Below are 21,522 nucleotides of genomic sequence, written 5' to 3' on the forward strand. Positions count from 1 at the left end.
GACGAACTATCAATACGAGCTCTTCGGAGCTCGTTAGGAGAGAATTATGATTAAATTTGGTACGGGTGGTTGGCGCGCATTTATTGGCGAGGAATTTACCCGAGATAACGTCAGGATTGTGGCTCAAGCTTTAGCAAATGTTATTAACCACGAAGGGGTAGCGAATAAAGGTTTCGTCATTGGTTACGACCGACGTTTTTTATCAGACAAAGCGGGTCAGTGGTTTGCCGAAGTACTCGCAGGAAATGATATCCCGGTTAGCTTCATCAATAAATTTGTACCAACCCCGATCGTCATGTATCAGGCTAAGCACATGGGCTGCGCCTATTCAGCTTGCATCACCGCCTCTCACAACCCCGCCGATTACAATGGCGTGAAAGTGTTTATTGAAGGTGGCCGAGATGCTGATGAGATCATCACAGAAAAGATCGAATCTCAGATCGCCACGTTAACGGCAGATCAAATCCAACGTCTCGACTTTGATATCGCAGTGCAACAAAACAAGATCATTGAGATCAACCCAATGAATCAGTTTGTTGATTCAATCATCGATCTCATCGATATTGACGCGATCAAAAAAGCCAACTTACGAGTGCTCATCGATCCTATGTTCGGTGTGGCTAAGAACGCCCTACAAACGGTATTAATCAACGGTCGATGCGATGTTGATGTGATTAACGATGGTAAAAATCCAGACTTCGGTGGCTTAATGCCATCCCCTAATGCCGCTACACTCTATCGCTTGAAGCACCTTGTTGCCGCTGAAGGCTATGATATCGGTATCGGTACCGATGGTGATGCCGATCGACTGGGCATCATTGATGAAAAAGGTAACTTCATTCATCCCAATGAAGTCTTGATGCTGTTGTACTACTACTTACTTGAGTATAAAGGTTGGACTGGCTCGGTAGTTCGAAATATTGCAACCACTCATCTACTCGACAAGATCGCCGCGCATTATGGACAAAAGGCCTTTGAGGTTCCCGTAGGCTTTAAGCACATTAGTGCCCAAATGGAAGCTGACGACTCACTTATTGGTGGGGAAAGCTCGGGCGGTTTAACCATTAGAGGCCACATTAAAGGTAAAGATGGTGTGTTCGCCTCAAGCTTACTGGTAGAGATGCTGAGCGTCACCGGCAAAAAACTTTCCGAGCTTCTCAATGAAATTTACAGTCAATATGGCTATGCCTATACCGCTGAGGGCGACTGTACCTTCAAGGCCTCACAAAAAGACAGCCTGTACCATAAACTCTATATCGAAAAACAACTGCCAGAATTTGATTACGATATTGATAAAGTGAGCTACGCCGATGGTGCTAAGGTTTACTTTAAAAATGGTGGCTGGGTCATTGCTCGCTTCTCAGGAACAGAGCCATTACTGCGTATTTTTTGTGAGATGGAAGATAAAGAACAAGCAGAATATGTTCTTCAACAGATGAAAGGCTTTTTGTCGTTGTAGTCTCTGTTACCTTTCTCCTTGCTTCCTGTTATAAGGACCTGCCTTACCAAATGATGGGCTAGCAAGGAACTCCCTATAGGTGGAGAACATCTTTGCCCGATGAATATTCATCGGGCTTTTTTTAAATGCTACTAAAAGCATTCCTTCCCATATTAATCACAATGGGAAGCCGTATGAGTGTCATCACTTAACTAAACGCCACAATCCCTTGAGATTCAACACTCACTGCCACACTTTGACCGACATTCAATGCTTCCATTGACGTCGCTAGTACTCGTGTGCCTTTTATATCCACCACATAACGGCAGTGGTCACCCATGAACTGCTGCTCTACAACATGAATGCTACTTTGCTCAGAAGAGGACAATTGGATCTGTTGCGGTCGAACCAACAACTGACACTTTGCACCTTCCGCAATGAAAGTACAGGATGTCGCAGCAATCTGCCCTATCACCGTATCAAACGTAGAGCTCGTGATATGCGTAGCTTCAAGATAGCTGCCTCCCCCTAAGAAATCGGCAACAAACTTACTCGATGGACAAAAATAAAGCTCTGATGCACTGCCATACTGCTCGATAACGCCTGCATTCATCACCGCCATTTTATCAGCAAACGCGAAAGCCTCTTCGCGGCTGTGAGTCACAAAGATAGCGGTGATACCCTGCTTCTTAAATATTTTACGGATCTCACGAATCAATTCATGACGGACTTGAGTATCGATATTTGAGAACGGCTCGTCGAGAAGAAGTAGATCGGGTTTATACGCTAAGCTTCTTGCTATCGCCACGCGCTGCTGTTGACCACCGGAGAGTTGATGCGGGTATCGGGCTTTAAACGCTTTGAGGTGAACAAGAGAAAGCGCCTCATCAACAATTGAATCTTGTTGTTCTTTCGGTTGCCCCTTGAGTCCAAACGCGACATTTTCTGCCACAGTAAGATGCGGGAATAACGCATAATCTTGGAAGATCATACCAATATTACGCTGCTCTGGCGGTAACCATGTTCTACCATCATCAATGACTTTTTCATTTAACGTCATTAACCCGCCGGATAAAGGCAGCAAGCCAGCAATCGCTTTTAATAATGTTGTCTTGCCGCAGCCACTCGCGCCAAGCAAGCAAACAATCTCTCCTTGATTCACTTGCAGCGACAACGCTTCCAACACCATTTGAGAGTCATATTGGCAAGAAAGGTTTTCAATAGATAACGCAGTCGTCATTAGTGGGGTTGCTCCAAAGATCGGTTAACTATGATGAGAGGGATAAGTCCAACCAAGACTAATAAAACCGCTGGCATAGCCGCCAACTCTAAATGCTCATCAGAGGCAAAGTTATAGACATAAGTCGCTAACGTTTCGAAATTAAACGGTCGTAATAGCAGCGCCGCATTGAGCTCTTTCATCGACTCAATAAACACCAAAAGACCGGCTATCAAAATCCCACGTTTAATCAAAGGAAAGTGCACGCGTGCCAACATCTGATTTTGCTTACAGCCCATGGTGCGAGACGCCATATCTAGTGAAGGTGACACCTTGCTTAAACTGGTTTCGATACTGCCAATCGCTACCGCTGAAAAGCGCACAACCATAGCAAAAATAATCGCAAACATAGAGCCAGAGAACAGCAGGCCTGGACGCTTCCACTCCATCCAAACAGCAAAATCATTAATCGCATGATCCATAAATAACACAGGAACCATGACACCAATGGCTAATACCGTTCCCGGAACGGCATAGCCTAATGAACTGGCTCTCATGAAAATTTGGCTAGATGTATTAGACGCCAAACGACGATAAAAATTCACCACTATTGCGATGGCCACCGCAATCACAGCTGCAATGATAGAAACCTTTAGGCTGTTCATTGCGTAAGTTTGAAATTCAGGTGTCCAGCTTTGAGCAAAATACTTATAGGCGTAAATAACCAGCTGGCCTAGTGGGAAAATAAAAGCAATCGCCACCAATCCCCAGCACCAAGCAACAGCAAACCATTTTTTCCAGCCTTTAAGCTCATAGCGAAAGTCTTCATGACTATTATATTGGCTTTGAAACAGCTTTTGACGACGTCGACTGTATCGCTCGGCCCCCAATAGCAGCACAATAACCATCATCATTAATGCGGATATTTTGGCGGCAGCACTTAAGCTAGAATAACCAAGCCACGTATCATAGACCGCTGTCGTGAGGGTATTCACAGCAAAATAACTGACGGTACCAAAGTCCCCGATGGTTTCCATCGCCACCAGCGACAAACCGACGGCAATCGAAGGGCGAGCCAATGGTAGGGAAATACGCCAAAAGCTTTCAAACGGCGTACATTTCAGCAACCGAGCAGACTGTAACAAAGAGACGTTTTGTTCCATAAATGCCGCACGGCACAGAAGATACACATACGGATAAAGAACGAGTGACAACACCACTGTCGCGCCACCAACGGTACGAATATCAGGGAACCAATAATCGCCTACGCCCCATTCAAATACGTTTCTTAACCAGATTTGAATTGGACCAGCAAAGTCAAACCAATCGGTAAAAATATAGCCAATAATATAGCCAGGCATTGCGAGGGGAAGAACCAGTGCCCATTGCAGTACTTTTTCTGATGGTAGCTTACACATGGCCATAAACCACGCGCTAGGCACACCAAGAATCAGAGAAAGTATCAGTACACCGACAACAAGAAGCACAGTATTGATGGTGTAAGTGGGCATCACCGTATTTATTAGGTGCGAGAAGATGTCACTTGTTTCACCAAGTGCTGTATAGAAGATCGCTAAAATAGGCAAAACCAGTAGCAGAGTTAACACTCCACTACTGGTTTTCCAAACTGCATTTTTTTCTTTCATTGCCTAAACATACATCAGGCGACACGAAGTCGAGACGTTCAGTAACCGGAATTCAATAAGGGGCATTATACCCCTTTTTGCCAATTAAAGGTCGAACTTAACTTCATCTAACAATTTGATTGCCGCATTGTGATAGCCAGCGATGTCATCAAGTGAAACTGTGTCGGCTTTATAGTCGCCCCACGATTCAACCAATTCAGAACGCTTAACACCCTCTTTAACTGGGTATTCATAGTTCACTTCTGCGTACATTTGCTGCGCTGTTGCGCCAGTTAAAAATTCCATTAGCTTAAGAGCATTGTCTTGGTTTGGTGCGTATTTCGCCATGGCCATACCACTAATGTTTACGTGCGTACCTTCCGTTTTTTGATTCGGGAAGTTGATGTAAACTGCATCTGCCCAGGCTTTTTGATCTTTGTCGTTAACCATTTTTCCTAGGTAGTAGCTATTGCCTAGTGAAACGTCACAAAGGCCTTCTTTGATCGCTTTTACTTGAGCGCGATCGTTACCTTGCGGCTTACGAGCTAAATTAGACTTCACACCTTCCAACCAAGCTTTTGTTTCTGCTTCACCGTGATGCGCAATCATAGAAGAAACTAAAGAAACATTGTAAGGGTGCTTACCGCTACGAGTACAGATTTTACCTTTGTATTCAGGGTTCGCTAAATCAGCATAGTTAAAGTCTTCGCCAAGCTTGCCTACACGGTCTTTTGACGAGTAAACATTACGAGTACGTAATGTAAGCGCGAACCACTCATTTTCTTTGTCACGATATTGAGCAGGAACGTTGGCATTGATAACGTCACTTTCAACAGCTTGAACCACGTCTTTATCTGTGAGTTCAGCAAGGCGGCTAATGTCGGTTGTTAATACCACATCGGCAGGGCTATATTCGCCTTCTTGTTGAAGCTTCTCTGCTAAGCCTTTTTTAGCAAACTTTACATTGACCTTAATACCAGTCTCTTTAGTGAACTCATTGAACATAGGCTCAACGAGAAATGGTTGACGGTAAGAGTAAACGTTGACTTCTTCAGCGGCCATTGCTGGGGCAGCAAATCCTGCGGCGATTGCTGATAGGGCTAGCAGTTTTTTCATTATTTAGTTCCTTTAATTCAAAATGAGAACGTTTATCAGTTGCGTTATTATATTCATCTCTAGACAGAAAACAATGATCTAACATAAAAAAACCTGCCACTATGGGCAGGTTTTTTAACAATTATGTGACAGCGTGTATATCTAGTATGAGACTTTAAATCGAGTGTTTAGCCGCTACTTTGAAGTCACAAACTCAGGATAAGCCCCGACACCGCAGTCATGCATATCCATACCTTCTAATTCTTCATCTTCTGATACTCGGATACCAATCGTTGCTTTTAGTACCGCCCAAACCACCAAGCTAGCACCAAATACCCAACCGAAGATAACCGCAGCTCCAAATAGCTGAGCGCCAAAGGTCGCATCACCATTACTCAGTGGCACAACCATCAGGCCAAAGAAGCCACACACACCGTGAACCGAAATCGCGCCTACTGGGTCATCGATCTTAATTTTATCTAAGCCGACGATGCTAAATACCACTAATGCCCCAGCAACCGCACCAATGGCGACAGAGTAAACGGGTGATGGTGATAACGGATCTGCAGTAATCGCAACTAGCCCAGCAAGCGCACCATTGAGAATCATAGTCAGGTCTGCTTTGCCCCACGTGGTTTTACACACTAACATCGCGGCAATAGCACCCGCAGCAGCGGCAGCGTTGGTATTTAAGAAAATTTGCCCCACCGCTGTTGCGTTCTCAAAGTCAGAGACCATAAGTTGAGAGCCACCGTTGAAACCAAACCAACCTAACCAAAGAATAAACGTACCTAGCGTCGCAAGTGGCATGTTTGAACCTGGAATTGGATAAATTTCACCGTTCTTACCATATTTACCTTTACGAGCACCAAGGAGTAACACGCCAGCTAGTGCTGCTGCTGCGCCAGCCATATGAACAATACCAGACCCGGCAAAGTCACTAAATCCTGCTTCAGAAAGGAAACCACCACCCCACGTCCAGTACCCTTCCATTGGATAGATAAAGGCCGTTAGCGCGACAGAGAAAATTAAGAATGACCATAGTTTCATTCGCTCAGCAACCGCACCAGAAACTACCGACATTGCCGTTGCAACAAACACAACTTGGAAGAAGAAGTCAGATTCTAGCGAGTGGTCCGCGCCTTCCGCTTGTGTACCAATTAACGCACCAAATGAAGGTAGCCAACCCGCTTCTGCATTATCGACATACATAATGTGATAGCCGACCACCAAATAACAAGTACAAGCAATGGCGTACAAGCAGAAATTCTTAGTCAAAATTTCTGTGGTGTTTTTAGAGCGAACTAAGCCGGCCTCTAACATGGCAAACCCCGCTGCCATCCACATCACTAAAGCGCCTGAAATAAGAAAGTAAAAAGTGTCCAGCGCGTAACGTAGTTCACTGACTGTTGTTGCTAATTCCATAATATTTTCTCCAATCCCTTAAAGTGCTTCAGCATCCATTTCGCCCGTACGAATACGAACGGCTTGGCACAAGTCATACACAAAAATTTTACCGTCACCTATTTTTCCGGTTTGTGCGGCATTTGAAATAGCCTCGACAACACGATCAACATTGTCGGCGTGAGTGGCAATTTCTAGCTTCACTTTTGGTAAAAAGTCCACTTGGTATTCAGCACCGCGGTACAATTCTGTGTGTCCTTTTTGACGGCCAAACCCTTTGACCTCGGAAACCGTCATACCCTCAATACCGACATCAGCAAGCGCTTCACGTACGTCGTCTAATTTAAATGGTTTGATGATTGCGTTAATAAGTTTCATGGCATCCCCTTCGCCGTGTGTATCCCTGTTGTTGGAATAACACTTTCAAGGCGCGTGCCAAGTTTTTAACGTATTGATATATAAGAAATAGAAATAATTATGTTAATTAAATGAAAACACATTGCACTTTAGTGGTGCAATGTGTTCACAAAAATAAGGCAGGCCATCGTTCAAGCACTAGAACTGTGCATGAGAGTAAAAAAGCAATCTAACGGTTGTGAATAAATCGCTCCCACTGAGCAATAACAGAACTAAAATCCTCAAGACCTGACTCGCTAAAACTTTCACTGCTGTAAAGTTCAAAGTCTTCCACACTATCGCTAGTCACATCAAAATTTAGACAGTTTTCAAATACATGCACTTCTGACTCAACAATGCTCAACGAAATTTCTTTGCCTTCCCAACGAAACTCCTTGCTTGGATATTGCGAGGCTAAAGCAATCTGAGCTTTAATTTCCGCAATGGTACGGTCACACGTTGAGATTTCCTCTTGGAATAAACGTGCCAATACTTCATGCCCCATTTCACACCGGACCATATATTCTCCGGTGAGCGAGTTTTTAATAAATTCGAATTCCATCACATTGTCTCTTAGCAATAACCAAACGATTATACCTTAAATTCTAATGTTCTCGGGTATACTCAAAAGATTCCTAGTAGTAGAGACGACGAGATGCAGCTCAACGCATTGATAGCGAAACAAATTGTTGATAGAGCGAAAAAGATCATTCAACATTCAATCAACGTTATGGATGATAACGGTGTGATTATTGGTTCAAGCGATCCTTCACGCTTGCATCACACCCATGACGGTGCGTTATTGGCAATCAAAGACAATCGTATTATTGAAATTAATGATGCGGTCGCGTCTACCCTCTCAGGAGTAAGAAAAGGCATTAATTTACCCATTCTTTATGATGATAACGTCATTGGTGTCGTCGGGATCTCTGGTACGCCCGATGAAGTACGCAACTACGGCGAGCTAGTCAAAATGACGGCTGAACTCATCGTAGAACAAGCGGCGTTGATGCACCAAATTCAATGGAACAAACGTCACCGTGAAGAGTTATTGCTACAGCTTATCCAAGGAACCAGCTTAAACGAGGGGCAGCTACTCTCCATTGCTCAGCGATTAGATCTAGACCTAGACCAACCGCGCGTTGCTGCCGTTATCAAAGTGATCCCCAAAGCGAATGAAACGCTAACACTGGAGCATCTACAACGGCTGGTACATTTACTTGAGTATCCAGAGCGCGACAATATTGTCGGCATTGTCTCGGTGTCTATGAACGAAATTGTGGTACTTAAGCCGATTACGGTTCAGCAAACTATTTGGAATCGACAAGAAGAACAAAAGCGCGTTGCCAAATTAATGAAGCGCATCGACCACGAGTGCGACTTTTCTATTCAAATGACCATTGGCGATTACTTCCCTGGTGTCATTGGATTAGCAAAATCTTACGAAACGGCTAAATCCACAATGGAAATCTGCCAACCCAAAGCAAAGTCGATCCTTTTTTATCACGATCACAAGTTGTCAGTGCTGGTCAGTAGCATTAAGCGAGACCCTTGGCGAGCGCAGCAATTGACGGATCCTCTCCATAAGCTTACCGTGTCAGACACCAAGAACGTGCTAGTAAAAACGCTACGTGTCTTTTTTGAACAAAATTGCGATCTAGCTCAAACTTGTGAGGTACTACATATTCATCGAAATACCCTTCGTTACCGACTAGATAAGATAGAACAAGAAACAACTCTAAATATCAATAAGTTAGAGGATAAAATTCAACTTTACCTTGCTTTAAAATGTATCTAAATAAATCACAGAATTGTTCAAATGCACAAATAAGCTATCACTCCTATCTATAAATCTGTCACTTCGCATAAAGCTTTAGCCTTATTCTGTCGGTAGTCTGTTTCAATAAGGTGAAACTCTACACCGACAAGAATTCTAATAACTTACGCGGAAAACTCAAAATGATAGAAGTCTCTACTCTCGGTGCCTTAGCGGCACTGGTCGTCGCTATAACACTCATTCTCAAGAAAGTACCACCCGCATACGGCATGATTATTGGTGCCCTCATTGGTGGTGTCATTGGTGGTGTCTCGCTAACAGAAACCGTCAGCTTAATGATTGGTGGCGCACAAGGTATTGTCACCGCAGTACTTCGTATTCTCGCTGCTGGTGTGTTAGCAGGTGTGCTCATTGAATCAGGTGCCGCTACCTCGATTGCAGAAACCATAGTCAAAAAGGTTGGTGAAACTCGAGCACTACTTGCATTAGCTATCGCAACGATGATCCTCACAGCTGTTGGTGTCTTCGTAGACGTGGCGGTTATCACTGTTTCTCCTATCGCACTGGCGATTGCACATCGTGCCGATATTTCTAAAGCTGCCATTTTGCTTGCGATGGTTGGGGGCGGTAAAGCGGGTAACGTCATGTCACCTAACCCAAATACCATTGCGGCAGCCGACGCATTTAACGTTCCACTGACCTCAGTAATGGCAGCCGGTATTATTCCTGGCATTTGCGGCATGATTGTCGCGTACTTCATCGCGAAAAAATTAATCAACAAAGGCTCAAAAGTAGCGGCGAGTGAAGTCGTTGCGGTTGACCATTCTAAACTGCCTTCTTTTGTCGCTTCTATCACTGCCCCTATGGTTGCGATTGCGCTACTGTCACTACGCCCGATTGCCGGTATCAACGTTGACCCACTCATCGCGTTACCACTCGGTGGTCTTATCGGCGCAGTCGTTATGGGCCGCTTTGCCGATACCAACCACTTTGCCGTATCAGGACTTAGCCGCATGGCGCCTGTCGCCGTCATGCTACTAGGTACAGGTACCTTGGCTGGCATCATCGCCAACTCAGGTCTAAAAGATGGGCTTATCGATGTCTTAACATCATCAGGCTTACCGTCTTACCTGCTAGCTCCTATTTCAGGTGCCATGATGTCACTTGCCACTGCATCGACTACAGCCGGTACTGCTGTTGCCTCTAGCGTATTTAGCGGCACCATACTAGAGCTTGGTGTTCCCGCTTTAGCAGGGGCGGCAATGATTCACTCGGGTGCAACCGTACTCGACCATATGCCACATGGTAGCTTCTTCCACGCAACGGGTGGTGCTGTTCATATGGACATTCACGAGCGCCTAAAACTCATTCCTTACGAGTCCGCTGTCGGTCTAGTGATCGCCTTTGTCTCAGTCATGATGTTTGGTGTATTTGGTTTATTTGTATAAGGTTTTATCATGAAAATTGTAATTGCTCCTGATTCATATAAAGAAAGTTTAACCGCAATGGAAGTTGCACAAGCCATTGAAAGCGGCTTCAAACAAGTATTTCCTAATGCCGAATACATCAAATTACCGATGGCTGATGGTGGAGAGGGAACGGTACAATCACTCATTGATGCGACTGGAGGGGATCTAGTATCGGTATCCGTCACCGACCCACTAGGTCAATCTGTTGAAGGATTCTACGGTCTACTCGGCGATGGCAGCACTGCCATCATCGAAATGGCCGCAGCCTCAGGCATTCACTTGGTGTCAGCGGAACAACGTAACCCACTACTTACCACATCTTATGGCACAGGTGAGCTAATCAAAGCTGCTCTAGACAAGGGGGTCAAACACATCATTGTTGGCATCGGTGGCAGTGCAACGAATGATGGTGGCTTAGGTATGGCACAAGCACTTGGTGCCCAGCTACTTGATAGCGAAGGGGCTAATCTCGGTTATGGTGGTGGGGAACTGAGTAAACTTGCCTCCATAAACGTTGATCACATTGACCCGAGGCTAAAAGAGATTAAGCTTGAAGTCGCGTGCGATGTTGATAATCCACTTTGTGGCGAGAAAGGTGCTAGTGCTGTATTTGGCCCACAAAAAGGTGCAACCCCTGCGATGGTCGCGACACTTGACGCTAACCTTTCGCACTACGCGGATATTATCCAAGCAACAAATGGTCGCGACGTTAAGCACACTCCAGGAGCTGGCGCAGCGGGTGGACTCGGTGCTGCATTCCTTGGACTATTTAATGCCGAGTTACGTCCCGGAATACAGATCGTAATGGATGCAGTTCAACTCAGTGATGTCGTCAAAGATGCCAGCCTCGTTATTACTGGTGAAGGACGCATTGACAGCCAAACAATTCACGGCAAAACACCGATTGGGGTCGCGAGAACCGCAAAAGCGTATGATATTCCCGTCATTGCGATTGCAGGTAGCACAGCAAAAGACTGTCACGTCGTTTATGAACATGGCATCGATGCAGTTTATAGTGTCGTGCTTGGAGCGACAGATCTTGCCACTGCTTTGCAAGAAGCCGCGTTCAATGTAGAAATGACTTCGCGTAATGTAGCGGCTGCACTAGCAATGACTCTACCACGCTAAGAGTGGTCATCAATGTTAGCGTAACTAGGCTATACGCTGAATAAATTACAGCGTAATCTGGACAAAAAAAAGACTGCTAATCAGCAGTCTTTTTTAATGGAATCAAACTATTTCACAACTCTTAGGCTTGGTCGACCTTTTGCCCTAGGCGGCTCATCATCGCCATCAGGATCCGACTCAACAGCCGAGTCTGCAGGTAATTCTGCGACTGGCGCTTCCGCCACAGACAAACCTGACATTGGGCTCTCTGTTGCAACGTCTTCCTCTTCAATAGACAAATACGCATCTTCAGGTTCAAACATTGTTCCCGCGCCATTTTCTCGTGCATAAATAGCTTGCACAGAATAAAGCGGAACAATAACCGAATGCGGTTTGCCACCAAAGCGAGCGTGAAAGGTAATGGCTTCATTACCTAACTCTAATTGACCCACTGCTCTAGAAGCGATATTCAAGATAATTTGGCCATCTTGAACAAACTCCAGCGGTACACGTACTCCTGGCAACATTGCGTCAACAACGATATGCGGAGTAAGGTCATTTTCTGCCAGCCAGTCATAGAATGCGCGAAGCATATAAGGACGGCGGGGCGTCATTTTAGTGATATCCATGAATAATTAGCGAACTAAACGCATCTCACGCTCAGCTTCTGTAAGCGAAGCTAGGAATGAATCACGTTCAAATACACGGTTCATGTAAATCTTAATCTCTTTTGCACCAGGACCAACAAGCTCGATGCCCATTTCTGGCAAACGCCACAATAGTGGAGCCAAGTAGCAATCGATCAGGCTGAATTCTTCACTCATGAAGTACTCGTACTCAGCAAAAATCGGCGCTAGTGTTAGTAGATCATTACGCAGTTTATTGCGTGCAGCTTCAGATTCTTCAGCCGTACCTTTCACTACTTTTTCTGCAAGCGTATACCAGTTACGTTCAATACGGTAAATCATTAAACGGCTGTTACCACGAGCAACAGGATAAACCGGCATTAGTGGTGGATGAGGGAAACGCTCATCTAGGTATTCCATAATGATCTTTGAATCGTAAAGCGCAAGCTCACGATCAACCAAAGTTGGTACGGTTTTATATGGATTCAGTTCAGCAAGCTCTGCAGGGATGTTTGACTCATCCACTAACTCAACCTCAACACTGACACCCTTTTCAGCTAGAACGATACGAACCTGGTGGCTGTATAGATCAGTAGCACTAGAAAAAAGAGTCATCACAGAACGTTTATTGGCAGCTACAGCCATGGAGCCCTCCGGCATACTTACAAAAAACAATGGAGGCAAGGCCTCCATTGTTAACAAAATTTAGAATCAGCGCGACATGATAGCACAATTAGTGTACATCACGCCAATACTCTTTCTTCAGCAACACAACGACAATAGTAAATAGCACAAGGAATGCCATTACCCACCAACCCATTGCGTGACGTTCCAGTTTCACTGGGTCGCCCGAGTACTCAAGGAAGTTCACTAAGTCACGAACCGCATCATCGTATTCCGCAGAGCTCAGCTCACCACGTCCATTTGTCTCCGTACCAACGATCACTTCCACTTCTTGGCCGTCAACCATATGTGTTTCCACGATAGCGGTTGGAATGCCTTGAAGCTCTTCAAGCACGTGTGGCATGCCGACATTTGGGAAAGTGATATTATTCACACCAAATGGACGACTCGGATCAGCATAGAATGAACGAAGGTACGTATATAACCAATCAGCACCGCGTACACGAGCGACTAAGGTTAAATCTGGTGGCGGAGCCCCGAACCAAGCCGCAGCTTGCTTTTGTGGCATAGAGTTCACCATCAAATCACCAATTTTCGCTTCCGGGTCAAAGACTAAGTTTTCCTTAGCTAAATCAACTGGAATGCCAAGGTCATTGGCGACACGCTCATAACGTTGATACTGCGTTGAGTGACAAGCAAAACAGTAATTCATGAACAACTTCGCACCGTTTTGCAGTGATGCTTGGTCTGTCAGATCATTATTTGCTTTATCAAGGTGTACGTTCCCACCCGCCGCTAGCGCAAGAGATGGCAACAGAGCAAAAAGTACTACAATCCACTTTTTCATTTAAATGTCACCCTCTTCGGTAGTGGCTTGGTGTTCTCATTTTTACTGTAGACATACAACAAAATGAAGAACATGAAATATCCCAAACTAAAGATTTGAGCCATCAAGGTGTACGTCGCTGTTGCAGGAAGTGCACCTAGAATGCCTAACGCAATAAAGCTGATCGTAAACTGAATGATATTAATCAAGTGGATTTTGCTTCTATAACGGTAAGAACGAACTTTACAACGATCAAACCACGGTAATAGGAACAAGAACACAATTGAAGCCCCCATTGCAACCACACCTAGCAGCTTATCAGGAACCGCACGTAAGATGGCGTAGAATGGTGTGAAGTACCAAACTGGGGCAATATGCTCTGGTGTTTTCAGAGGGTTCGCTGCTTCAAAGTTTGGTGGCTCAAGGAAATAACCGCCCATTTCTGGGTTAAAGAACAACACGTAGCAGAACAAGAAGAAGAAGCCTGCTATACCCACCATATCTTTTACCGTTCCATATGGATGGAAAGGTATCGAATCAATGATGTCGTATTTTTTGCTGTAGTAATCATGGAATTTGAACTGCGTTTTGTAGTCATCGCCCATTGAGCCCTTCGGTAGCTTAGTTTCAATACCATCCGGGTTATTTGAGCCTACCTCATGTAGCGCCAAAACGTGCAAGACAATCAGTAGCAGTAGCACAATTGGTAGCGCAATAACGTGCAAGGCAAAGAATCGGTTTAGTGTCGCGCCGGAGATGATGTAATCACCACGGATCCACAATGTCAGGTCATCGCCGATAACTGGGATGGCACCAAACAGTGAAATAATTACTTGAGCACCCCAGTAAGACATTTGTCCCCAAGGAAGGAGGTAGCCCATAAAGGCTTCTGCCATTAGCACTAAGAAAATCAGCATACCGAAAACCCAAAGCAACTCACGAGGTTTTTGGTATGAGCCATAAATTAGGCCGCGGAACATATGAAGGTAAACAACAACAAAGAATGCCGATGCACCCGTTGAGTGCATATAACGCAGTAGCCAACCGTATTCCACATCACGCATGATGTACTCAACAGAAGCAAATGCGCCTTCACCAGATGGTACGTAGTTCATGGTAAGCCAAATCCCCGTTAGGATTTGGTTAACAAGGACCAACATAGCAAGAGAGCCGAATAAATACCAAAAGTTAAAGTTCTTTGGCATTGGATATTCTGATAAATGCTTTTTATAAGCATTCATTGCGGGTAGTCGTTTTTCTACCCAATCAAGTACAGCTTGCATTATGCATCCCCCTCATCCACGCCGATAAGAATTTTTGTATTACTCAAATACATATGCTTAGGAATCACTAGATTCAGTGGTGCCGGCACGTTTTGGAATACTCGGCCTGCCATGTCAAATTTCGACCCGTGACAAGGACAGAAGAAGCCTGATTTCACACCTTGGACTTGCTCACTAAAAGAATCCGCAAGGTAAGTTGGCGAACATCCTAGGTGAGTACAAAACCCAACCGCGATAAAATACTCTGGTTTAATCGAGCGATAACCATTTTGAGCATATTCTGGTTGCTGTTCTTCTTGAGATTGTGGGTCACGTAATTTATCTGATAACGTCCCCAGATTATCCAAAACAGACTGTGCTCGCCTAACAACCCATACCGGTTTGCCTTGCCACTCGACACGAACCATTTGGCCCTCTTCAAGTTTACTGACTTCAACCTCTACAGGAGCACCGGCGGCCTTTGCTTTGGCACTTGGGTTCCAAGATTTAATAAAAGGAACGGCGACTGCAGCTGCTCCCAAACCACCGACAACCGCAGTTGTGGCAGTAAGGAAACGCCTACGACCGTTATTTAAAGGCGCATTGCTCATCCAACATTTCTCCCATATGCTCCTTGGGCCAATACCAAGCGAATCCAAGCTGCTCTGTCATGTTAAATAACCGCGGGGGAACCATTCCGTTGGTTATCTTCCTTGAATTGAACGTGCATATTTTATAATAAAAACCTACACACTTGAGTCCATTCCGATATTAGTTATCACCAATAAAGCATGGCTAACAAAATAAGAATTTTAGTTGTATTTATTTGATAGCAAATGATAAAGAAAACCCTACTTTTTGACAAGATAAAGCTACCTTTTCGTAACATCTATCGCAGGAAATCGTTTGCCAGTTCACAAAAGGGAGGAAAAGCGCAGTCTATTGAGGGGAGTTGATGAATCTAGGGGATTTATGCCGGACTTAAAAAACAAAAAAGCCCAGCCGTGAGGCTGAGCTTTTGGACCACAAACCAGAATAAACTGGAACGTAGATTTTTCGAAAAACGAAAAATTAACGCTTTGAGAATTGTGGCTTACGACGTGCTTTACGTAGACCAACTTTCTTACGCTCAACGCAACGAGCGTCACGCGTAACGTAGCCAGCTGCACGTAGAGCAGGACGTAGAGTTTCGTCGTATTCCATAAGCGCGCGAGTGATACCGTGACGGATTGCACCAGCTTGACCAGAAATACCGCCACCTTTAACAGTAACGAATAGATCTAGCTTCTCAGTTAGTTCAGTAAGCTCAAGAGGCTGACGAACTACCATGCAAGAAGTTTCGCGACCGAAGTAAACTTCTAGTTCACGCTTGTTGATTACGATGTTGCCAGTGCCTGGTTTAATAAAAACGCGAGCAGCTGAGCTTTTGCGACGACCAGTGCCGTAGTATTGATTCTCTGCCATTTCTGATATCCCCAATTAGATGTCTAGTACTTGTGGTTGTTGAGCAGCATGATTGTGCTCAGCGCCAGCGTAAACTTTTAGCTTACGGTACATAGCACGGCCTAGAGGACCACGTGGTAGCATACCTTTAACAGCTAGTTCGATTACCATTTCTGGCTTCTTGTCGATCAACTTTTCAAAAGTGATAGACTTAAGACCACCTGGGAACTCAGTGTGACGGTAATACACTTTACCTTTAGCCTTGTTACCAGTTACAGTAACTTTCTCAGCGTTAACAACGATGATGTAATCACCAGTGTCTACGTGAGGAGTGTATTCAGCTTTATGCTTACCACGAAGACGAGATGCGATCTCACTTGCGATACGGCCAAGAGTTTTGCCTTCTGCGTCTACAACATACCAGTCACGTTTTACAGTTTCTGGTTTAGCAACGAAAGTTTTCATGCTAATAATTACCTATTAAAAAAATTTACACTTAAGGAACAAACTGTTCCCACTGTCTAAGAGTCCCATTCATCACCCCTTCGAGTGTTGGAAACACTTGGCATAGTTAGACTTTCGTCATAACTAGAGGCTCGCAGTAACGGTAGGTCGCAGGATTATAGAGAAGCTAGAGGAAAAAATCACCTATTTTTTAGACAAAATAGGTAAAAACCCTTACGCCAAGTGCTCAGAGGCTAAATAATCATGACTTTGCATTTCTGTTAGGCGAGAAATACAACGTTTAAACTCAAACTCTAGCTGCCCTGTTGTATAAATTGCCTCTAATTCCACTTCCGCCGAAATAATCAATTTCACACGGCGCTCATAAAATTCATCGACCAACGCAATAAACCGTCTCGCAGCATCATCAAGCTTACTGTCCATCTGTTTCACATCCGCCAGTAATACGGTGTGATAAAGCCGAGACATCTCTATATAGTCATTTTGGCTGCGCATGGTTTGACACAATTGTTCAAAAGTCGCGAACAAGACATCATCTACCGACGCGATAACAGGAATATCGCGATGATTAATATCAATTGAGGTGTCTGGCTGTCGTGTTTCCACGACCAATTGCTTAAAGTAGCGACGAAGATTTTCATTCGCCGAATGATCCAACGGATAATGATAAATTTCGGCCTGCTCTAACGTTCTCAGCCGATAGTCGATACCGCTATCAACATTCAATATGTGGCAATGTTTTTGAATCAAGGCGATCGTAGGCAAAAACCGCGCACGCTGCAGACCATTACGATATAAATTTTCAGGAGGAATATTTGATGTCGCGACTAACACGACGCCTCTATTAAATAGCGCCTGCATTAAAGAAGACAAAATCATTGCGTCGGTAATGTCAGAGACATAAAACTCATCGAAACAGATAATGTTGGTTTCAGCATGAAAAATCTCCGCCACGCTCTCTAGCGGATCCTCAATGTCTCCTAATTTCTTCAGCTCATCATGAACTCGGTACATAAAGCGATGGAAGTGAACGCGCATTTTTTTGTCAGAAGGCAGGCTATCGAAGAACGCATCCATCAGGTAGGTTTTCCCTCGCCCAACCCCTCCCCAAAAGTATAGCCCTTGCGGCGCAGTCGCTTCTTCTGGTGACTTGCCTAATAATTTTTGCATCATCGTCAGCGCTGGCGCTTCAAAGTTCAAGTAATCAATGAACTCATGATGAAGGCGGTCTAATGCTTCCACCGCCTGATGCTGAGCGGCATCGCGCTGAAAACCATTTGTTTCAATATCATTATTATACTTTTCTATCGGCGTCATGGATAACTCGCAGCACAGATCCAACAACCATAAATGGCGTATTTTGCTTTATTGGTAAGAACTCTCATAGTAACATGACAGAACAACGTGTGTAACCATCAGGTAACGCACATGTTAATAAACAATAATTAAGGAAGCTGCTATGCCTTGGATTTACGCCGTTGTCGGTCTGCTTGTGGGCGCTATTTTAGGAATTGTGATTTCTCGCCTCACTACCCCACAGTACAAAAAACAAAAAACCATACAAAAAGATCTCGAATCTGCAAAGTTCGCCTTAGAACAGCAACGCCAAGAGCTATCTGACCATTTTGCCCAAAGCGCAGAAATGTTAGATACACTTGGCAAAGATTACACCAAGCTCTATCAGCACATGGCAAAAACCTCTGCTGAGCTGTTGCCAAACCTGCCTGAGCAAGACAATCCATTTGTTAAAAAAGTCGCGGAGCACAACGTAGAATCCCCCGTACATTCAGATCTTGATGAACAACCGAAAGACTACGCAAATGGCGCGACCGGGTTATTAAGAGAAGAACAAAAACAAGTCATCGAATCACCAGAGCTTGTCGCCAGCGAACCGGTGACGGCAAAAGCCTCTTAAATTCCCTACCAATACAGTACAACAGATTCACTCTACCTATTGAGTGAATCTGATATCACCTTTCCATTTCGAGTGAACTTTATCCAAATCATCTAGTCATAACTTTTACTAAACCTTAGAGGAGTTTTATGATGAAGAAGCCAATGCTTGCCTTAACTGTTCTGTCGTTAAGCTTGAGTGCCATCATCACACCCATGTCAGTCTCTGCTGCACTACCCCTTGCGGTCAACGGAGAGCAACTTCCTAGCCTTGCCCCGATGCTAGAAACTGTGACACCTGCGGTTGTCAGTATTGCCGTTGAAGGCACTCAGGTCTCTAAACAGCAATACCCAGAACAATTCAAATTCTTCTTCGGCCCTGACTTTCCAACAGAACAACTGCAAGAACGACCTTTCCGCGGTTTGGGTTCAGGTGTTGTTATTAACGCCAAAAAGGGCTACATCGTTACTAACTATCACGTCATCAATGGCGCGGAAGAAATACGTGTAAAATTGCAAGATGGCCGCGAATACGATGCGGAACTCGTTGGCGGTGATGAAATGTCAGACGTCGCCTTACTCAAGCTTGATGACGTAAAAAATCTAACCGAGATAAAGCTTGCCGATTCCGACGCGCTTCGTGTTGGTGATTTTACCGTCGCCATTGGTAACCCATTTGGCCTAGGGCAAACCGTCACGTCCGGCATTGTCTCAGCTCTAGGGCGCAGCGGTCTGAATTTAGAAAATTTTGAAAACTTCATTCAAACCGATGCGGCAATCAATAGCGGTAACTCAGGTGGCGCACTGGTTAACCTAAAAGGTGAACTCATTGGTATCAATACGGCGATTTTAGGCCCTAATGGTGGCAATGTGGGTATTGGTTTTGCTATCCCGTCCAATATGATGAATAACCTAACCGAGCAAATTATTGAGTTTGGTGAAGTGAAACGAGGCATGTTGGGGGTACAAGGTGGTGAAGTCACCTCCGAACTGGCAGAGGCGCTGGGCTATGACTCAAGTAAAGGTGCCTTTGTTAGCCAAGTCATGCCAGATAGCGCGGCGGAAAAAGGCGGACTTAAGGCCGGTGATATAATTGTTTCGGTCAATGATAAAAGCATTACCACCTTCAGCGAGTTAAGAGCAAAAGTGGCGACTTTAGGTGCTGGTAAAACCATTACACTAGGATTAGTTCGTGATGGAAAAGCCATGTCTGTGGATGTCACATTGACGGAAGGCGCGAAAAGTGTCACGAAAGCCGACAAATTACACGAAGGATTGACTGGTGCTGAATTTGCCAATACTGAAAAAGGCGATAACGTCGCGGGTGTGAAAGTCACTTCTGTCAGCGAAAACTCACCGGCTGCTCAGTATGATCTGCAAGCCAATGACATCATCATTGGTGTCAATCGCCAGCGAGTGAAAAATGTTGGCGAGTTTCGTAAGATACTAGAAGAAAAGCCCGGTATTTTAGCGCTGAACATTCAGCGAGGCGAGCGTACTATTTACCTCGTGGTACGCTAGAACCGCACAAATTGTGTAAATTCTTAGTGAAAGGGCAGCCGAACGTGACTGCCCTTTTTTATTATTTGCTCACAAGGTGATATGCTTTGCTCGCAAGCTGTTGCTCACAAAAGCATTGAGTTCCATGGTTAATTCGCTTCGTTATCGACCAATTCCCGACTATGCTAGCTTCAGTGATTGTTATTTTGTCCAATTGACCACCAACTTCGGTACCCATTAGAGAGAGCAATGCTGAACTTTTTACTACGATCTGTATCAATGGGGCTAGTTACGGCGCTGTTAGTCTTAATTGCCGTTCCGTCACTAAGACCTACGATCATCTCAGAGCAGTTTGACGCAACGCCGACGCAAGATGCTTCATTGCAAGTCTCTTTTAATCAAGCGGTACGTAAAGCGGCACCAGCCGTCGTTAACATCTATAGCCGGCAATATAAAGAAAGTGACCGCACAACACTGTCTACGCAAGGCTTAGGCTCTGGTGTCATCGTGAGCGAAAAAGGCTATATCATTACCAACTACCATGTTGTCGCCAATGCCGATCAAATCATTGTCGCACTGCAAGATGGTCGTGTTGCCGCTGCGCAACTGGTGGGTAAAGATCAGCGCACTGATATCGCCATATTACGTGTAGAAGGCTCAGATCTCCCGGTTATTCCTCTCAACCCAAGCTACAGCCCTAAAGTCGGTGATGTGGTTTTGGCAATTGGCAACCCTTATAACCTGGGACAAACCACAACGTTTGGCATCATTTCAGCCACAGGTCGTTCTTCTATTAGTGCTGGAGGTATTCAAGCCTTCATTCAAACCGATGCGGCCATTAACCAAGGAAACTCTGGTGGCGCATTAGTCAATACCCAAGGTGAGCTCGTCGGCATTAATACCGCTTCCTTCCAACAAGCTACTGACTTAGAAACCTATGGCATTTCCTTCGCTATCCCGTATAAGCTTGCCAGTAAGATAATGGAAAAAATTATTGCTGATGGTCGAGTGATTCGCGGCTATATCGGCATTGATGGGCAAGATATCAATTCCGTCACTGCTCGCCTATTAGGCAATGAGCACATTGGTGGCATCATTGTTCTCGGACTAGACCCACAAGGGCCTGCTGCGAAAGGCGGCATTGAAGTTCAAGACATTATCCTGACGATTAACGGTAAGAAGTTAAATGGTAGACAGGGCGTATTAGACCTCGTCACAGACTTAAGACCAGGAACCACTGTCGACGTTACCTTATTGAGAGACGGTAAAGAGATGACACTACCTGTGACCGTTGCTGAAGATAGTCGCGAATAGACCTCATAACCGATAAAAAAATGCCGCTGATTTCTCAGC

General features: G+C 44.9%; 21 protein-coding genes. 7 read left to right on the forward strand and 14 right to left on the reverse strand.

Features of this window, described 5'->3' with window-relative positions:
• Positions 1 to 46 precede the first annotated feature (46 nt).
• Positions 47 to 1,459, forward strand: a complete 1,413-nt coding sequence (locus L4D05_RS21280; RefSeq protein ID WP_428795225.1) for a phosphoglucomutase/phosphomannomutase family protein — start codon at positions 47 to 49, stop codon at positions 1,457 to 1,459.
• A 187-nt stretch (positions 1,460 to 1,646) separates the two neighbouring features.
• On the opposite strand, the gene L4D05_RS21285 is transcribed toward L4D05_RS21280, so the two are convergent.
• The 6 genes from L4D05_RS21285 to L4D05_RS21310 all read right to left on the reverse strand — a co-directional run bounded on the left by L4D05_RS21285 (position 1,647) and on the right by L4D05_RS21310 (position 7,739).
• Positions 1,647 to 2,678: an ABC transporter ATP-binding protein gene (locus tag L4D05_RS21285; RefSeq protein WP_428753360.1), complete on the reverse strand. Its 1,032-nt coding sequence runs from the start codon at positions 2,676 to 2,678 to the stop codon at positions 1,647 to 1,649.
• The gene (locus L4D05_RS21290) at positions 2,678 to 4,303 is read right to left on the reverse strand and encodes an ABC transporter permease (protein ID WP_428753361.1); all 1,626 of its coding nucleotides are present in this window, start codon (positions 4,301 to 4,303) and stop codon (positions 2,678 to 2,680) included. Before L4D05_RS21290 ends, L4D05_RS21285 begins: the two co-directional genes overlap by 1 nt.
• 84 nt (positions 4,304 to 4,387) lie before the next feature.
• Positions 4,388 to 5,398 (reverse strand): Fe(3+) ABC transporter substrate-binding protein, encoded by a 1,011-nt coding sequence (locus L4D05_RS21295; RefSeq protein WP_428753363.1) that lies wholly within the window; start codon positions 5,396 to 5,398, stop codon positions 4,388 to 4,390.
• A gap of 174 nt (positions 5,399 to 5,572) precedes the next feature.
• On the reverse strand, positions 5,573 to 6,802 hold the full coding sequence (locus L4D05_RS21300) for an ammonium transporter (protein WP_428753364.1): 1,230 nt from the start codon (positions 6,800 to 6,802) through the stop codon (positions 5,573 to 5,575).
• Positions 6,803 to 6,820: 18 nt separating this feature from the next.
• Positions 6,821 to 7,159, reverse strand: a complete 339-nt coding sequence (locus L4D05_RS21305) for a P-II family nitrogen regulator (protein WP_250617406.1) — start codon at positions 7,157 to 7,159, stop codon at positions 6,821 to 6,823.
• A 208-nt stretch (positions 7,160 to 7,367) separates the two neighbouring features.
• Positions 7,368 to 7,739, reverse strand: a complete 372-nt coding sequence (locus tag L4D05_RS21310; protein ID WP_428753366.1) for a YacL family protein — start codon at positions 7,737 to 7,739, stop codon at positions 7,368 to 7,370.
• 93 nt (positions 7,740 to 7,832) lie between these two features.
• Between L4D05_RS21310 and L4D05_RS21315 the strand changes: the two genes are divergently transcribed.
• From L4D05_RS21315 to L4D05_RS21325, 3 genes are all read left to right on the forward strand, one after another.
• Positions 7,833 to 8,975, forward strand: a complete 1,143-nt coding sequence (locus L4D05_RS21315) for a sugar diacid recognition domain-containing protein (RefSeq protein WP_428795226.1) — start codon at positions 7,833 to 7,835, stop codon at positions 8,973 to 8,975.
• Positions 8,976 to 9,136: 161 nt separating this feature from the next.
• Positions 9,137 to 10,402: a GntP family permease gene (locus L4D05_RS21320; RefSeq protein ID WP_428753370.1), complete on the forward strand. Its 1,266-nt coding sequence runs from the start codon at positions 9,137 to 9,139 to the stop codon at positions 10,400 to 10,402.
• A 9-nt stretch (positions 10,403 to 10,411) separates the two neighbouring features.
• A complete protein-coding gene (locus L4D05_RS21325) occupies positions 10,412 to 11,551 on the forward strand; it encodes a glycerate kinase (protein WP_428795227.1) in 1,140 nt (379 codons plus the stop codon).
• Between the two features lie 107 nt (positions 11,552 to 11,658).
• On the opposite strand, the gene sspB is transcribed toward L4D05_RS21325, so the two are convergent.
• The 8 genes from sspB to zapE form a co-directional block, all read right to left on the reverse strand.
• Positions 11,659 to 12,159 (reverse strand): ClpXP protease specificity-enhancing factor, encoded by a 501-nt coding sequence (gene sspB / locus L4D05_RS21330; RefSeq protein ID WP_428795228.1) that lies wholly within the window; start codon positions 12,157 to 12,159, stop codon positions 11,659 to 11,661.
• Positions 12,160 to 12,165: 6 nt separating this feature from the next.
• On the reverse strand, positions 12,166 to 12,801 hold the full coding sequence (gene sspA, locus L4D05_RS21335) for a stringent starvation protein SspA (RefSeq protein ID WP_265676534.1): 636 nt from the start codon (positions 12,799 to 12,801) through the stop codon (positions 12,166 to 12,168).
• Between the two features lie 88 nt (positions 12,802 to 12,889).
• A complete protein-coding gene (locus L4D05_RS21340; protein ID WP_428753375.1) occupies positions 12,890 to 13,627 on the reverse strand; it encodes a cytochrome c1 in 738 nt (245 codons plus the stop codon).
• On the reverse strand, positions 13,624 to 14,889 hold the full coding sequence (locus tag L4D05_RS21345) for a cytochrome b (protein WP_428753377.1): 1,266 nt from the start codon (positions 14,887 to 14,889) through the stop codon (positions 13,624 to 13,626). The genes L4D05_RS21340 and L4D05_RS21345 overlap by 4 nt, the downstream gene beginning before the upstream one ends.
• Positions 14,889 to 15,479 (reverse strand): ubiquinol-cytochrome c reductase iron-sulfur subunit, encoded by a 591-nt coding sequence (petA, locus tag L4D05_RS21350; RefSeq protein WP_428795229.1) that lies wholly within the window; start codon positions 15,477 to 15,479, stop codon positions 14,889 to 14,891. The genes L4D05_RS21345 and petA overlap by 1 nt, the downstream gene beginning before the upstream one ends.
• A gap of 460 nt (positions 15,480 to 15,939) precedes the next feature.
• Positions 15,940 to 16,332: a 30S ribosomal protein S9 gene (rpsI, locus tag L4D05_RS21355; RefSeq protein WP_250617398.1), complete on the reverse strand. Its 393-nt coding sequence runs from the start codon at positions 16,330 to 16,332 to the stop codon at positions 15,940 to 15,942.
• Between the two features lie 15 nt (positions 16,333 to 16,347).
• Positions 16,348 to 16,776 (reverse strand): 50S ribosomal protein L13, encoded by a 429-nt coding sequence (gene rplM, locus L4D05_RS21360; RefSeq protein WP_244358259.1) that lies wholly within the window; start codon positions 16,774 to 16,776, stop codon positions 16,348 to 16,350.
• 213 nt (positions 16,777 to 16,989) lie between these two features.
• Positions 16,990 to 18,093, reverse strand: a complete 1,104-nt coding sequence (gene zapE, locus L4D05_RS21365; RefSeq protein ID WP_428795230.1) for a cell division protein ZapE — start codon at positions 18,091 to 18,093, stop codon at positions 16,990 to 16,992.
• A 142-nt stretch (positions 18,094 to 18,235) separates the two neighbouring features.
• Here zapE and zapG point away from each other — a divergent pair, with 142 nt between their 5' ends.
• The 3 genes from zapG (at position 18,236) to degS (ending at position 21,483) form a co-directional block, all read left to right on the forward strand.
• Entirely contained in the window at positions 18,236 to 18,691 is a 456-nt protein-coding gene (gene zapG / locus L4D05_RS21370) for a Z-ring associated protein ZapG (protein ID WP_428753380.1), read from the forward strand.
• Positions 18,692 to 18,822: 131 nt separating this feature from the next.
• Positions 18,823 to 20,190 carry a Do family serine endopeptidase gene (locus L4D05_RS21375; protein ID WP_428753420.1) on the forward strand — a complete coding sequence of 456 codons (1,368 nt, stop codon included), beginning with the start codon at positions 18,823 to 18,825 and terminating at the stop codon, positions 20,188 to 20,190.
• Positions 20,191 to 20,418: 228 nt separating this feature from the next.
• Positions 20,419 to 21,483: an outer membrane-stress sensor serine endopeptidase DegS gene (gene degS, locus L4D05_RS21380; RefSeq protein WP_428753381.1), complete on the forward strand. Its 1,065-nt coding sequence runs from the start codon at positions 20,419 to 20,421 to the stop codon at positions 21,481 to 21,483.
• Positions 21,484 to 21,522: the final 39 nt, after the last annotated feature.

It is taken from the genome of Vibrio nomapromontoriensis (genome assembly GCF_050337205.1).
GTDB classification, from domain to species: Bacteria; Pseudomonadota; Gammaproteobacteria; order Enterobacterales; family Vibrionaceae; genus Vibrio; species Vibrio nomapromontoriensis.